Source organism: Alkalihalobacillus sp. FSL W8-0930 (assembly GCA_037965595.1).
In the GTDB taxonomy this organism is placed as follows: domain Bacteria; phylum Bacillota; class Bacilli; order Bacillales; family Bacillaceae_D; genus Alkalicoccobacillus.
On the sequence record CP150183.1, the window covers coordinates 2,634,562 to 2,649,820 of the forward strand.

Consider the following 15,259-nt stretch of genomic DNA (forward strand, 5'->3'; position numbering starts at 1 on the left):
GGCGCACGTAAAAATTTTTAGATTATGTATGTACTAATCGTCCGTTTCACTAAAATGAGGTAGTCCATGTCTAAAAACTTGACCCTCTAATTCCTCAATAAACTCGATTTTCTCAAGCACTTCGGATCGTTTTGTTTTAAAAGCTTCCACAATCTCCATCTCATGATAATCACTTGCAATTCTCTCGCAGGCAATGATTGTGAAGGCAGCTGCATAGCCGTTCTCTTCTGATTCTTCCGGTAAAAAAGGAAAGACTGAAAGTGAATGCAGAACCATTAATTGAGTAGACATTTCTAAAAGGATCGGATCCTCTTGCTCCAAATATTCTACTAGAAGTTGCTTCATTTTTGAAATAAAATGAGTCAGGCTCCCTCCATTCTTAAGCGTTTCAGGTACAACAACTTGAGTTTGTCCAAGTTTAGTTATCGATATCTCACGAGTCACATTCCAATCCATTAGGTATTGCAAAGCATAACTTTGAAGCAACCAATCATGAGTCGGGTCTTCTATGTAGGCGATAAAAGCTTCTGTAGCTTGACGTTGATTTCTCTTACCTAGATTTTGTATAGCTTGCCATTCAAGCTCAGGATTTGACGATTGAAGGTTATCTAAGTCCTCTCGCTCTACCTCATCTGGTTCATCTCCATCTATTGTATGGTCGACAAGAGGTAGACTCTCTGTCATTTGCCTACTAAAGTGTAGCAGCTTATAGAGACTTTCTGCATGTTGTGGTGGAAAGCGGTTTTCAGCTAATACAGCATCTAACAGCTCGATCACTTCTTCATATCTAGAAAGCTGAACAAGCAATGAAATATGTACCTGCAAGTTTTCAAAGTAGTCTCCTGTACCTTCTCTTAGTAGCTTATCGGTCAGGTTTACAGCCTCTTCTAGCCTACCGAGTTCTACTAAACTGAGCATTTTTCCAAATCGAACCTTTGCGTTATCTGGTTCAATCGATTCGGCTTGCTCAAAATACTCATGTGCTTCCTTCCCATCCTTAGCTTTCAGAGCATCCATCCCAAGTTCAAGCAGTCTACGTACTAACCCAGGATAGAGAATAATATTGTTTTGGTTGTTCTTGTGAGATTTGTCGGTCATTCGTTTTGCTCCCGCTCTAATTGGACTCATCGTTTGTCTAAAGCTAGGTAAAGTGTACCAGTTCACCTTTCCTATTACAAATGCAAAAACATTCGGCCTTCACTTTAGAAAAACGGAGATACCTTTTGACAAAGATACCTCCGACTTTTATTTAATGTACCCTTTAGCGCGCTTCTTCAAACGCTTTGATCTTCTCTTCATGAAGAAGGGTTAATCCAATTTCATCCCAGCCATTCAACAACATTTTCTTCCAATACGGATCGATGATAAAACTAGCTTCAAATCCTTCACCTTTTACCGTTTGCTCTTCTAAGTCAACTGTTAAGGAATACAAGCCACTTTCTGCCTTCTCAAGAAGTTCGTTTACTTCTTGTTCACTTAAGCGAATAGGAAGCATACCATTTTTCACACAGTTATTATAGAAAATATCAGCAAAACTGGGTGCAATAATCACCTTAAAGCCATAGTCATTTAATGCCCAAGGAGCGTGCTCTCTTGAAGAGCCACAACCGAAGTTATTACCCGCAATAAGAACGGACGCACCTGCTGCTTCCGGTTTATTCAAAGCAAACTCAGGGTTATCTGAGCCATCCGAGAGAAAACGCCAGTCAAAAAAGAGAAACTGTCCAAAGCCCGTTCGTTCTACTCGCTTTAGGAACTGCTTTGGAATAATTTGATCTGTATCCACATTTACACGATTTAGGGCAGCCGTTTGACCTGTATGAATCGTTAATGGCTCCATTTACTTCACCCCTTCCGTTTTAAATGTTCTAACATCGACAAAATGACCGGCAATGGCCGTAGCCGCAGCCATTTCAGGACTTACTAAATGTGTTCTAGATCCCTTCCCTTGTCTACCCTCAAAGTTACGATTCGACGTAGAGGCACATCGTTCGCCCTCAGGAACAACATCAGGATTCATACTTAAGCACATACTACAGCCGGACTCACGCCACTCAAATCCTGCCTCTTTAAATACTTCATCAAGCCCTTCTTTCTCTGCTTGCTTCTTCACTCTTTGAGAACCCGGAACAACGAGTGCACGAACATGATCTGCTACTTTTCTACCTTGAATAATATCAGCAGCAGCTCGCAAATCGCTGATGCGGGAGTTTGTACAGGAGCCAATAAACACATGCTGTACTTCAATAGAAGAAATCGGTGTACCTGGAGTTAAATCCATGTACTCAAGCGCCTGCTCAATCCCTCTTTTTTCTGACTCGGATTGCGCATCTTTAGGAGATGGTACAACTTCAGATATACGCACTCCTTGGGAAGGATCTGTCCCCCATGTAACCATTGGTTCTATTTCAGACGAATCAATAATTACCGTACGATCATATACGGCTCCTTCATCTGTTGCCAGTTCGCTCCACTGATGCTTAATCACTTCAAATTCCTCGCCCTTTGGAACAAATTGACGGCCCTCAAGGTAGTCAAAGGTTACTTGATCGGGACTAATTAGGCCCGCTTTTGCACCAGCTTCAATTGACATATTACAGATCGTCATCCGTTCTTCCATCGTTAATCCTCGAATGGCATCCCCAGTAAATTCAATAATGGAACCCGTGCCGACATCCACGCCAAATTTTGAAATAATTGCAAGAATAACGTCTTTCGCAGAAATTCCTGTACCCAGTTGACCTGTTATACGCACTTCAAGGGTCTTAGGCTTTGATTGCCATAAAGATTGAGTAGCCAGAACATGTTCTACTTCACTTGTACCGATTCCGAATGCAATCGCACCAAACGCACCATGTGTAGATGTGTGACTATCACCACAAACGATGGTTTTTCCAGGCTGTGTTAACCCAAGTTCAGGTCCAATCACATGGACAATCCCATTTTCCGGGCTTTTTAAGTCAGCAATCTCAATGCCAAATTCATTGCAGTTTTCAGCAAGGGTATCCATTTGTTTTCTTGCAATCATATCCGTAATATCGTAACGATTAACTGTTGGCACATTATGATCCATTGTGGCAAATGTGAGATCAGGTCGCCTTACCTTTCTACCAGCTAAACGTAAACCTTCAAAGGCTTGAGGAGACGTTACTTCATGTACAAGATGCAAGTCAATATAGAGTAGACTTGGTTTCCCCTCTTCTGCGGTTACTTCATGGGCATTCCAGATTTTTTCAATGATTGTTTTAGGTGCCATTTGCGATTCCTCCTCTTTCTGACATTAGTTCGTTTGTTCGGTACCTATATAAGCAAGAACAGCGTCTGTCATCTCTGTTGTTGTCACTGCTTCTTGATTTCCGTATACTAGGTCAGCTGTCCGCACGCCTGAATCAAGCGCTGCATTGATTGCAGACATCACTGCTTCTGCTTCTTTTTCCATTTTAAACGCGTATTTTAACATCATCGCTACAGATGCAATGGTAGCAAGTGGGTTAGCTAAACCTTTACCAGCAATGTCTGGAGCTGAACCATGAATCGGTTCATAAATTCCTGGACCCTCTGCACTTAAGCTAGCTGAAGGAAGTAAGCCAAGTGACCCAGAGATCATTGAAGCCTCATCACTAAGAATATCGCCAAATAAATTCTCGGTTACTAGCACATCAAATTGACGAGGATTACGAATTAGCTGCATGGCTGCATTATCAACAAGCATATGCTCAAGCGTCACATGTGGAAATTCTTCTGCTATTTCGTTTGCGATTTGTCTCCACAAGCGACTTGATTCGAGTACATTTGCTTTGTCTACTGACATGACCTTTTTGCCTCTTAGCTCTGCTAATTCAAAGGCCATCCGGATAATTCGTTCAATTTCACTTCGCTTGTAAGATAATGTGTCAACAGCAGCTTCTTCTCCGTCAACGTCCAAGCGCTCGCTCGGTTCGCCGAAATATAGACCGCCTGTTAATTCTCTAACAATGAGTAAATCAATGCCTTTTACAACATCTTCTTTAATAGTAGACTCCGAAACCAGGCTATTATAGATCGACACAGGACGTAAATTCGAAAACAGCTCCAGCTCTTTGCGAATGCGTAATAACCCTTTTTCTGGACGCAGGTGAGCCGGATTGCTATCCCACTTCGGACCTCCAACAGCTCCAAGTAAAATGGCATCACTTTCTCTGCAACGATCCAGCGTCTCTTGTGGCAGTGGACTTTCAAATTGATCAATAGCCGTTCCACCAATCGCTGCCGACTGATAAGAAAATTCATGTCCAAACAGGTCCCCAATTTTATCTAACACACGTACAGCTTCCGTTACAACCTCAGGTCCAATCCCGTCTCCTGGTAAAAGCGTTATCTGTTTTTTCATTGTTTAAATCTCCTATATATTTACCTTATTCGTTTGTTCCTGTTCATAGGCTTTACGGATCAACGTCCGGTTTACAGCATTGATATAGGCTTTAGCCGAGGCTTCTAGTACATCATGTGCTGTACCTCTACCTGAAGACTCAAACCCTGCGTACTTCACTTGTACATAAACTTCCGCTAGTGCGTCGCCGCCACCATTTACTGACTGGATACGATAGTCTTCTAAACTAACAGGTCCTTCGATAACCCGTTCTAGTGTGTTATAAATGGCTTCTACGCTACCTGATCCTGTTGCAGCCTCTTGAGCCATTTCACCTGATGGTAGCTTCATTGTAATGGCTGCTGTTGGAATGTTGTTTGTTCCATAGTTGACCTGAACCGTTTGAAGCTCATATGACTCTTGAATGGCATCTGTCATCGTTTCAGTCATTAAGGCAAACAAATCGTCTTCCGTCACTTCTTTCTTTTTATCACAAAGATCTTTAAACGCATCAAAGATTTGCTGGAATTGCGCACTATCACCTGCAAAGCCTAGCTCCGTCAGCTTTTCTTTAAATGCATGTCTACCTGAGTGTTTTCCAAGAACCATTGAGCTCTCATGAACACCGACTAGCTCTGGAGTAATAATTTCATAGGTTTCTTTGTTTTTCAGCATGCCATCCTGGTGGATACCAGATTCATGAGCAAATGCATTAGCGCCAACAACCGCTTTATTTCCTGGAACCGGCATATTTGCTAACTTACTAACAAGAGAGCTTGTGCGTTTAATTTCTTTTAACGTTAAGCCAGTGTCTGCTTTGTAGTAGTCTTTGCGGATATTTAGAGCAACAGCAATTTCTTCAAGTGCGGCATTTCCTGCTCGTTCACCAATTCCATTTACGGTACATTCTACTTGACCTGCGCCATTTTGAATGGCAGCTAGTGAATTCGCGACAGCCATACCAAGATCGTTATGATTGTGCGTAGACAAGACCACCTTATCGATGCTCGGTACATGTTCCTTCATATAAGCAAACATATTTCCAATCTCATGTGGCGTTGTGAACCCAACTGTGTCAGGTAAGTTAATAACTGTAGCTCCAGCTTGAATCGCTTCTTCGACTAAACGAGCTAGGAAAGGAAGCTCCGCACGACTAGCATCTTCTGCTGAAAACTGGACATGAGGGAACTTGGATGCTGCAAGTCTCACACTTTGAACCGCTCTCTCTACTACCTGATCAGGTGTCATATTCAGCTTGTATTGCATGTGAATCGGAGAAGATGCAATAAAGACGTGAAGTCTTGGCTCTGCACTATCTTTTAAGGCTTCCCATGCAGTATCAATATCTGATTGTACGGCACGAGCCAGGCCAGTGATTGAGCTATTTTTGATGGTACGGGCAATTTGTTGAACGGATTGAAAGTCTCCTTTTGAAGAGGCTGGAAAACCAGCCTCCATAATGTCCACTCCAAGGCGTTCAAGCTGTCTTGCAATTTCAAGCTTTTCTTCTAGATTCAAACTGACTCCAGCTGACTGCTCTCCATCGCGCAACGTGGTGTCAAAGACATTAATTTTTCGCACTGCCCACCACTCCTTTTGATTTGCCTTTCACAAACGGCATCATTTCACGAAGCTCACGACCTACTACTTCAATTGGATGATTTTTCTCAGCTTCATTAATTGCTGTATACTCAGGACGATTTGCTTGGTTCTCAAGGATCCATCCTTTTGCAAACTTACCTGTTTGGATGTCAGACAGAATACCTTTCATTGCTTTTTTCGTTTCGTCTGTTACGATACGAGGTCCAGCTTGGAAGTCTCCCCATTGAGCTGTATCAGAGATTGAATAGCGCATCGTTTCAAGTCCACCTTCATACATTAGATCAACGATTAGTTTTAATTCATGTAAACATTCAAAGTAGGCAACTTCCGGCTGGTACCCAGCTTCAGTTAACGTTTCGAACCCAGCTTTTACAAGGGCAGCTGTACCACCGCATAATACGGCTTGCTCACCGAATAGATCCGTTTCCGTTTCTTCTTTAAATGTAGTTTCAAGCACACCTGCTCGAGCAGCACCGATTTGTTTTGCATAAGCAAGAGCTGTCTCTTTTGCTTGACCTGTTGCATCTTGGAATACAGCGATTAGTCCTGGAACGCCTGCGCCTTCTTCAAATGTACGACGAACTAGATGTCCTGGACCTTTTGGAGCTACTAAGAATACATCTACGTTAGATGGTGGAACGATTTGGTTAAAGTGAATGTTAAAACCATGAGCAAATACAAGTGCTTTTCCTTCTGTTAGCTCTGGCTCGATTTCGTTTTTGTAGATCGTTGGTTGGTACTCATCTGGAAGAAGGATCATGATTAGATCAGCTTGTGCTGACGCATCTCTTACCGTTTGAACATCAAATCCATCTTCTGCTGCTTTATCCCATGATTTCCCTTGGCGTAATCCAACAACTACTTGAACACCGCTTTCGCGAAGGTTTAATGCGTGTGCATGACCTTGTGAACCATATCCAATGATTGCAACTGTTTTTCCTTGTAGTAGTCCTTCATTTACATCACCGTTGTAATATACTTTTGCCATTAGAAATCTCTCCTCTTTTTTAAATAGATAGTTTGATATATTTGGAATGTCACTTGTTCCTGTTAGTTAATTAAGCTAAGTCTGTTTGGATCAGCTAAGACTTTTTTAGAACTACGACTTAGTGCTGTCTCCCCTGTTCTGGCGAGCTCCTTAATACCATACGGACGAAGGAGATCAATAAGCGCCTCAACCTTTTCATGGTCACCGACCACTTGGAGCGTCATGCTCTCACGCCCAATATCAATCGTTTGAGCACGGAACGTGTTTACAAGAGCAGCAATTTCACCACGTTGTTCGGGAAAGGCAACAATTTTAATGAGAGCAAGCTCCCTGGCGATAATTGACTCATCGGTGATGTCCTTTACCTTTAAGACATCAACCTGCTTATGGAGCTGTTTTAATACCTGTTCGATGTTATTCATCGTGTCCACCACAACAACAAAAGTCATTCTTGATACGGAAGGGTTTTCCGTTACACCAACGGTAATACTCTCAATGTTGTAGTGTCTTCTTGCAAACAATCCAGTGATTCGGTTTAACACACCTGAGCTATTGTTTACAAGTGTAGAAATGGTTCGCTTCATGGTCTAATCCCCTCCATTTCGTGATGCCCTTTACCTGGACAAATCATTGGATAAACATTTTCTTCCTGAGCCACTCTACAGTCCATCAAGACCGGACCATCGTGTGCAAGCATTTCTTCAATCGCTGACTCCATATCCTTTAACTCTTCCACTTTCATCGCTTTAATGGAGTATGCCTCCGCCAGTTTTACGAAATCAGGCTGGATCGGGAAAAGCGAATTTGAATAACGCTCTCCATGGAAAAGCTGTTGCCACTGGCGAACCATTCCAAGCGATGCATTATTCACGATGACAATTTTCACTGGCAAGTTAAGCTCTTGTAAAATGGACATTTCCTGCAGCGTCATCTGGAATCCAGCATCACCGATGATGGATACAACGGTTGATTGGGGTTCAGCAATCTGAGCACCAATCGCTGCCGGAAAACCAAAGCCCATTGTTCCAAGTCCACCTGATGTCACCCAGCGATTGGGCTTATCAAATTTATAGAACTGTGCTGACCACATTTGATGCTGACCAACGTCCGTGGTCACGATTGCTTCCCCTTTTGTTTTTTGATAGATCTTTTCAATCAAATGCTGTGGTTTGATCGTTTCATCCTCTTGCTTATACCAAAGTGGAAAGTCTGTTTTCTTTAGCTGCAGACTGGCCTTCCAATCTGCGTGATCTGCTTGTTCGCCTTGCTCAGCGATTAACATCTTAAGTGCTTCTTTTGCATCTCCTACAACTGGAATCTGCGTTTCAATATTTTTGCCGATTTCTGCTGGATCTACATCAATGTGCGCAATCGTAGCATTCGGAGCAAAAAAATCTAATTTACCAGTAAGACGGTCATCAAAACGAGCGCCAATGTTGATTAATAAGTCTGCTTCATGAAGCGCCATATTGGCGGCATACGTACCGTGCATTCCAGCCATCCCTAAATGCAATTCATGGTTCCCTGGGAAGTTCCCTAAACCAAGTAGTGTGTTCACAACTGGAATTTGCTGTTGTTCCACGTATTCATATAAATACTCGCTTGCTTTAGCATGAAGGATCCCTGCTCCTGCTAAGATAACCGGCTTCTTCGCTTGGGTAACGGCTTCTGCAAGCTTACGAATTTGTTGGCGATTTGGAATAACAGTTGGTTGGTAACCCGGTAAATTCACATCTCCACTGTAGTCAAATAACCCAGAATCTTGCGACACATCTTTCGGTAAATCAATTAGGACTGGACCCGGTCTTCCCGTAGTCGCAATATGGAAAGCTTCTTTAATGATTCTCGGAAACTCTTCAACAGATCTTACTTGAAAATTATGCTTTGTAATTGGCATCGTAATCCCTAGCATATCCGCTTCTTGGAAAGCGTCTGTTCCAATCACTGTTTTTGCTACTTGGCCCGTAATGACAACAAGTGGAAGAGAGTCAATCATCGCATCCGCAATTCCGGTTACGACATTTGTCGCTCCTGGCCCGGAGGTAACAACACATACTCCCGGCTTTCCAGAAACTCTCGCATATCCTTCTGCCGCATGGATGGCCCCTTGTTCATGCCTTGCTAAAATATGACGAATGCCCGTTTTATAGATTTCATCATAGGTTGGAAGAATGGCTCCTCCTGGATAACCAAAGATGACTTCAACGTTCTCTTTTGCTAATGCTTCAATCAGCATTCCTGAACCCGATAGTACTTTTGGTGCCTCTTGGTTCTCAATGTTCACAACAAGCTCCTGTTTTTTTGTTTTCGTTGACATCTTTGCTCCTCCTTTTTAGTCCAAAGCGTATGGGAATATAAAAAAAATCTTTCCGCGCCCAACAAGCCACGTTTGTAGCTGAAGGGGCGAAAAGATTAGCTTTTCACGGTACCACCCTAATTCACCAAAAATTAATTTGGTCTCATGGACAAAGCGTTCTGTCCGTTTTAATAACGAGTGCTGGTACACCCGGTCCCCCTAGTAAATCAGCCCTTAGCTGATTGTTCAGTAAGACTCTCTGAGGTGAGTTTCGGAATATCTTCTGCACCGCTTCTCAGCAACGCGGCTCTCTTTAGCAGAAAGGATATTCGTACTTTCCTCATCAACAATTTAGCAATTATATTTTCATGACTCCGCCTGTATTAGCAGAGGTTACTAGTTTCGAGTAACGGGCTAGATAGCCTTTTTTCACTTTTGGTTCTGGCTCTGTCCAGCCAACCTTGCGGCGAGCTAGCTCTTCTTCATCTACCAATAAATGAATGCCTCTATTCGGAAGATCAATCTTGATCGTATCTCCATTTTCAACAAAGGCAATCGGTCCACCCTCGGCAGCTTCTGGAGAAATATGTCCAATCGAGATTCCTCGTGATGCGCCTGAGAATCGGCCATCTGTAATTAAAGCAACCTTTGTCCCAAGTCCTCGACCTTGAATAGCTGAGGTTGGTGCGAGCATTTCCGGCATTCCCGGTCCACCCTTAGGTCCTTCACTTCGAATGACAACCACATGTCCTTCTTTTACTTCACCTTTGTTAATCTTCTCTTGTGCTTCTTCTTGAGATTCAAAGACAATCGCTTCGCCTTCAAATACTTGGATTGAAGGATCAACGGCACCCACTTTGATAACAGCTCCATCTGGTGCAAGGTTTCCAAATAAAATGGATAACCCTCCCACTGGACTATATGCTGTCTCTTTGTTTCGTATCACATCATTATTTGTTACTTCTGCGTCTTTCACATTTTCATAGAGGCTTTTCCCAGTGATCGTAATTCGATCCGGGTGAACGGCCCCTTCGATTTCACAGAGTTGTTTGATAATGGCGCTTACGCCACCAGCTTGATGAACATCATCCATCGAATAGTCAGACGCCGGGCTAATCTTACTCAAGTAAGGAATTCGCTCTGCCACTTCATTAATTCGGTTAAGATCATATTCTACTTCCGCTTCATGAGCGATTGCTAATGTATGAAGAACCGTATTCGTTGATCCACCCATTGCCATATCAAGGGCAAATGCATCATCAATTGTTTCTTGAGTAACGATATCACGTGGACGAATATCTTTTTCAATTAAGTTCATTAGGTGTTTAGCAGCATCTTTGATTAATTGGTGACGCTTATTGGACGTTGCTACAATGGTTCCGTTACCCGGAAGTGCAAGTCCCAGCATTTCCATTAATGAGTTCATGGAGTTTGCTGTAAACATTCCCGAACAGGAGCCACATGTCGGACAAGCTTGCTGTTCAATTTCAAGCAGCTCTTCTCGTGTCATTTTCCCGGAAGAAAAAGCTCCTACTCCTTCAAATACTGAAACAAGGGAAAGACTCTCGCCCTCTTTTGTTCGACCCGCTTCCATCGGTCCACCTGATACAAAGACTGACGGTACGTTCGTTCGAACGGACGCCATTAACATTCCCGGTGTAATCTTGTCACAGTTTGGAATGTAGAACACTCCATCAAACCAGTGAGCGTTAATGACCGTTTCAGCCGCATCGCAGATAATCTCGCGACTTGGTAGGGAATATCTCATTCCGATATGTCCCATGGCAATTCCATCATCTACACCAATCGTGTTGAATTCAAATGGAATTCCACCTGCTTCGATAATCGCTTCCTTGGCAACCTCTGCAAATTTATTTAAATGCATGTGCCCGGGAATAATATCAATATATGAATTACAGACTCCGATAAACGGTTTGTCCATATCCTCTTCTCTAACACCCGCTGCTCGAAGTAAGCTTCTGTGAGGTGCACGATCGATTCCTTTTTTGATCATATTACTTCTCATTGCTACCCGCTCCCACATCAGTGTAATCTGTTTATTTGGCCACATATAACATTGTCATGGGCATAAACACGTGTGAATCTTCCGTCAACTTTCATTAGAGAGAAGACTCAAAAAACTTTGTCAGCATTTCTTACGTTGTTTGTTAAAAGTGTTTTGTTATTGAGACTTATCATACGCCTCTTACTAGCGAGGGTCAACCGTTTTTACGAAAATAATTAGATAATTTAGATAGATTCAATTATTGTATGCGGTTACATCCTTGCCAACAAAAAGTTTCAAGATTTCTAAAATTATTGTCATACTTTTTATAAAAACGGGGATAGTAGTCTTAGGTGATGAAAATGAAACGAACAAAAAACATGTTTCAGAAAATGTCCGAGTTTAAACTATTCTCTTTTCTGTTTAAGAAACAATCGCTTACACATCTCGTGCTTGTGAACGACCAGTGGAAACAGTGTCCTGATTCAATGGATAAGAAATTGTGTGAGCTGCTTCATCAACGCAATTTTTATCCAACCGCTAACCAGATGATCTACGGGGTACGAACGAACGTCGCTTTAATCCCTTACAAGCTAGCGTTTGTTAAAGCGAGTTCAGAAGCGAAGCAAGAGCGTATTCGCAGAGTCCTTCGAAAAAAAGGATGGACCGTTTACTTCTACACGCCGGAGAACGTGACAAGTGAGAATCCCTCGTGGCTTCAAACGATCACGGCTAGCTCAAGTCAACCAAAAAACGCCTATCTGCAAACGTAATCGCAGATGGCGTTTTTTTGGTTGATTTTATTGTTCGTGTGTTAGACTAAAGGGCGCAGAGAATAAAGAATTTGAGGTGCGCCATTATTGAGTAATCCAAGCATACGAATAAAAAAGATTTGGGAAGACGAGACTCTTATAGAATGTCATTTAGAGTTTTTGACTACAAGTAGTAAAGTGTCTTTAGATGTCTACACAACAAATGCTGATCTAGAAGAGTTAAGACAAGGGATCATTCACTTTAACCCGGGCGCAGGGGCAGAATGGATTTGGACATCAGGTGAGAATACGGATGATGCGACTCATTATCTATCTGTACGATTTTTTAACCATACGAACAGAGGACATATTGGTCTTGAGATCATTCTTGATAATAAACAAGACGTTCCTGCGTTTCTTTATTCACATTTTTATATTCTGACAGAGTTAAATCAGCTTGATGACTTTGCATGGAAACTAAAACAATTGATTAATGAGGAAGTTTCTGAGATAGAGGGTTTAATGCCTACTTCTTAATCTTTCTACCGCAACGAAAAAACGATCTCACGCATCAAATTGCGTGAGATCGTTTTGACAAACTATGTATACATCTTCGTTGACGTCCCAGGAGAGATTCGAACTCCCGACCGACGGCTTAGCTTACCACTATGACTTTCGCCACCAGAGATCTGTTTGTGGTCTGGACTATATCTTCACCATTTCAGGTGCGACACGTATAGTCTCTACGGATCCTCATTGCACATATGTACACTACTCAGCATACCTCTCATACGAGCCTTTCTGCTTGAGTATAATCAATCTGATTACAAGTTTCCTCGGTATTACCAACAGCAAATGCTGGTCAGGCTTCACCGATACAGTGTCGTCCACTTTACAGGTTCTTGTTTCCCTGTAAAGGCTCCTAATATTCTTGAAGGCCGTTGCTCTATCCAGCTGAGCTACTGGGACAAAAAAAAGAAAAGCGGGTGATGAGAATCGAACTCACATCATCAGCTTGGAAGGCTGAGGTTTTACCACTAAACTACACCCGCATGGTTTAGATCGCTTTTTAAAAAGTAATATCAGCGACGAATATAAATATACCGTATTTGAAGATAGATGTCAACAGGTTATTTGTTTTATTTTATATTTAAATGTGAAGTTGTGAATAAGGGATTTGTCAGGTATGAATCCGCTTCAGGAGAAACCCTCGCTTTCCGCGGACACGGCTTCAGCCTCATCCGTGGAAGATCACCACTGCTGAGTCTTCAGACACGTGTTTTTCCGCAGGAGTCTCGGGTTCTCCCTCCGCTAATTAGAGTAAATGACTCTTACATTTCCGAAATTCATACTTTTTTCGTTCACCCTTCATTCTACAACTACCTCTTAAACGTTCCACCGAGCTCTGGCATTTCTTGATCGTCATACGTGTAGTAGGTGACCTTAATTTCTTGTTCTGTTAGTTCACAGATGCAATAGGTTTGGTCTCTACTTCCTGATGGTAAGCGGATGCTGCCAGGGTTGATGAAGACAATTCCTTTCTCCTCAAAGCATGTGGCAACATGTGTGTGGCCGAATGAGGCCACTTTAGCGCCTACTTCCTCGGCTCGAAGCATAAACGCATTTAAATGACTTTTTACTTGGAATAAGTGTCCGTGTGTAAAGTACATCCGTCCATAATTCGTTTCTTCGATCCACTCTTCGGGGAAAGGCTGCCCCATATCGCAATTCCCTTTTACACCTATCACTCCAGCAAGTGGTCCTTTCTCTGGTTCAAGCTCTGAATCTCCGCAATGAAAGATCTTATCTACGTCTTGTCGTTTCCGATCAAGTAGTTGTTTAAGCTCATCAGTCCAACCGTGACTATCACTTATGATCAAAGCTTTCATGTGTGACCACTCCCTTACAAGTTAAATAAATTTTTATATTTAAGTAGCTCCTGTATGGCTTTGCCTCTATGGCTGCGTTCATTTTTTTCATCGGATGTTAGCTCCGCCGCCGTCTTTCCGAGTGGGGGAACATAAAAGATTGGGTCATAACCAAAGCCATTCTCTCCTGAACGACTTGTTGCAATGGCACCCTCAAATTGACCTTTAAAGAAAATCGTTTCTTCGTCTGGCTGAGCAACAGCCATCACACAGACAAATCGTGCCGTTCGTTGACCTTCCGGGACATCTTGTAATTCTAGAAGCACCTTATCGATATTCGCCTGATCATCCTTTTGCTCTCCTGCGTACCTTGCAGAGTACACACCCGGCTCACCGTTTAGAGCATCTACTTCTAACCCTGAATCATCGGCAATGACCGTGCGATTAAGTAGCTTAGAAAGTGTTTCTGCTTTGATAGCTGCATTTTCATGAAAGGTCACGCCCGTTTCAGGGATATCTGAAATGGTTGGGTAATCAAGCAACGACTTTACAATCGTTCCTTCCCCCTCAAGCAGTTGCTTAAACTCGTTGATTTTTCCTTTATTGGTTGTCGCAATGATTAGTTCAGTTGCCATCTGCCCCTACTCCTTTTGTATCCTGGATACGGTCACTCGTCTGGCCAAGATGTTCTTTTTGCAAGGCAACGAGCTCCTGAATTCCTTTTTCAGCTACGTCCAACATCGCATTCAATTCACTTCTAGAAAATACGGCTTCCTCACCCGTACCTTGAACTTCGACTAATGATCCACTTCCAGTCATTACTACGTTCATGTCCACATCAGCCGTTGAATCCTCCGCATAACAAAGGTCTAAGAGCACTTGTTTTGTATCGTCAATTCCTACTGAGATAGCAGCCAAAAAGTCAGTCACAGGCCACTCTGTCATTCGTTCTTCACCCATCGCTTTTTCAAAGGCTAAACACATCGCAACAAATGCACCTGTAATGGCAGCCGTACGTGTGCCTCCATCTGCTTGAATGACGTCACAGTCAATCCAAATGGTTTTTTCACCCATTTTATTTAAGTCTACAACGGTGCGAAGTGCCCGTCCAATCAAGCGTTGAATTTCCATCGTTCTACCGGTTACTTTTCCTTTAGAGGATTCACGAATGGTTCGATCTTGCGTTGCTCTTGGAAGCATCGCATATTCAGCTGTAATCCAGCCCTTACCTTTTCCTCTAAGAAACGGAGGGACTCGGTCTTCAAGGCTCGCATTACAAATCACCTTTGTATCTCCCATCGAAATTAGAACAGAGCCTTCTGGGTGTTTTGTGAAATGCATGTCCAGTGTTACGTCTCGTAAGTCATTTACTTGTCTACCATCTATTCGTTCCATATGAA

14 protein-coding genes, 1 tRNA gene and 1 other annotated feature are annotated in these 15,259 nt (G+C 42.6%); of the genes, 2 read left to right on the forward strand and 13 right to left on the reverse strand.

Annotated features, from left to right (window positions below; all coding sequences use genetic code 11):
- Positions 1-33: 33 nt before the first annotated feature.
- The 9 genes from NSQ54_14035 to ilvD all read right to left on the reverse strand — a co-directional run bounded on the left by NSQ54_14035 (position 34) and on the right by ilvD (position 11,260).
- Positions 34-1,098 (reverse strand): tetratricopeptide repeat protein, encoded by a 1,065-nt coding sequence (locus tag NSQ54_14035; protein ID WYP25430.1) that lies wholly within the window; start codon positions 1,096-1,098, stop codon positions 34-36.
- Positions 1,099-1,261: 163 nt separating this feature from the next.
- Positions 1,262-1,840, reverse strand: a complete 579-nt coding sequence (gene leuD / locus NSQ54_14040) for a 3-isopropylmalate dehydratase small subunit (GenBank protein ID WYP25431.1) — start codon at positions 1,838-1,840, stop codon at positions 1,262-1,264.
- A complete protein-coding gene (gene leuC / locus NSQ54_14045) occupies positions 1,841-3,256 on the reverse strand; it encodes a 3-isopropylmalate dehydratase large subunit (protein WYP25432.1) in 1,416 nt (471 codons plus the stop codon).
- Between the two features lie 24 nt (positions 3,257-3,280).
- Entirely contained in the window at positions 3,281-4,369 is a 1,089-nt protein-coding gene (gene leuB / locus NSQ54_14050) for a 3-isopropylmalate dehydrogenase (protein WYP25433.1), read from the reverse strand.
- A 12-nt stretch (positions 4,370-4,381) separates the two neighbouring features.
- Positions 4,382-5,929, reverse strand: coding sequence for a 2-isopropylmalate synthase (locus NSQ54_14055; protein WYP25434.1), 1,548 nt, complete (start codon positions 5,927-5,929; stop codon positions 4,382-4,384).
- Positions 5,916-6,938 (reverse strand): ketol-acid reductoisomerase, encoded by a 1,023-nt coding sequence (gene ilvC / locus NSQ54_14060; protein WYP25435.1) that lies wholly within the window; start codon positions 6,936-6,938, stop codon positions 5,916-5,918. Before ilvC ends, NSQ54_14055 begins: the two co-directional genes overlap by 14 nt.
- Before the next feature lie 62 nt (positions 6,939-7,000).
- Complete coding sequence (gene ilvN / locus NSQ54_14065) at positions 7,001-7,522, reverse strand: acetolactate synthase small subunit (GenBank protein ID WYP25436.1); 522 nt, start codon at positions 7,520-7,522, stop codon at positions 7,001-7,003.
- Positions 7,519-9,255: an acetolactate synthase large subunit gene (ilvB, locus tag NSQ54_14070; GenBank protein ID WYP25437.1), complete on the reverse strand. Its 1,737-nt coding sequence runs from the start codon at positions 9,253-9,255 to the stop codon at positions 7,519-7,521. The genes ilvN and ilvB overlap by 4 nt, the downstream gene beginning before the upstream one ends.
- Positions 9,256-9,334: 79 nt before the next feature.
- Positions 9,335-9,590: a binding site (T-box leader), on the reverse strand.
- A gap of 2 nt (positions 9,591-9,592) precedes the next feature.
- A complete protein-coding gene (gene ilvD / locus NSQ54_14075; GenBank protein ID WYP25438.1) occupies positions 9,593-11,260 on the reverse strand; it encodes a dihydroxy-acid dehydratase in 1,668 nt (555 codons plus the stop codon).
- Between the two features lie 341 nt (positions 11,261-11,601).
- Here ilvD and NSQ54_14080 point away from each other — a divergent pair, with 341 nt between their 5' ends.
- Together NSQ54_14080 and NSQ54_14085 are read left to right on the forward strand one after the other, a co-directional pair.
- On the forward strand, positions 11,602-12,012 hold the full coding sequence (locus tag NSQ54_14080) for a hypothetical protein (GenBank protein WYP25439.1): 411 nt from the start codon (positions 11,602-11,604) through the stop codon (positions 12,010-12,012).
- Positions 12,013-12,099: 87 nt separating this feature from the next.
- Positions 12,100-12,528: a hypothetical protein gene (locus NSQ54_14085; protein WYP25440.1), complete on the forward strand. Its 429-nt coding sequence runs from the start codon at positions 12,100-12,102 to the stop codon at positions 12,526-12,528.
- Positions 12,529-12,972: 444 nt separating this feature from the next.
- Here the strand turns inward: NSQ54_14085 and NSQ54_14090 are convergent.
- From NSQ54_14090 to rph, 4 genes are all read right to left on the reverse strand, one after another.
- Positions 12,973-13,043: transfer RNA gene (locus NSQ54_14090), tRNA-Gly, on the reverse strand.
- A gap of 327 nt (positions 13,044-13,370) precedes the next feature.
- Entirely contained in the window at positions 13,371-13,880 is a 510-nt protein-coding gene (locus tag NSQ54_14095; GenBank protein ID WYP25441.1) for a metallophosphoesterase, read from the reverse strand.
- 14 nt (positions 13,881-13,894) lie between these two features.
- A complete protein-coding gene (locus tag NSQ54_14100) occupies positions 13,895-14,494 on the reverse strand; it encodes an XTP/dITP diphosphatase (protein WYP25442.1) in 600 nt (199 codons plus the stop codon).
- On the reverse strand, positions 14,484-15,254 hold the full coding sequence (rph, locus tag NSQ54_14105; GenBank protein ID WYP25443.1) for a ribonuclease PH: 771 nt from the start codon (positions 15,252-15,254) through the stop codon (positions 14,484-14,486). The genes NSQ54_14100 and rph overlap by 11 nt, the downstream gene beginning before the upstream one ends.
- Positions 15,255-15,259: the final 5 nt, after the last annotated feature.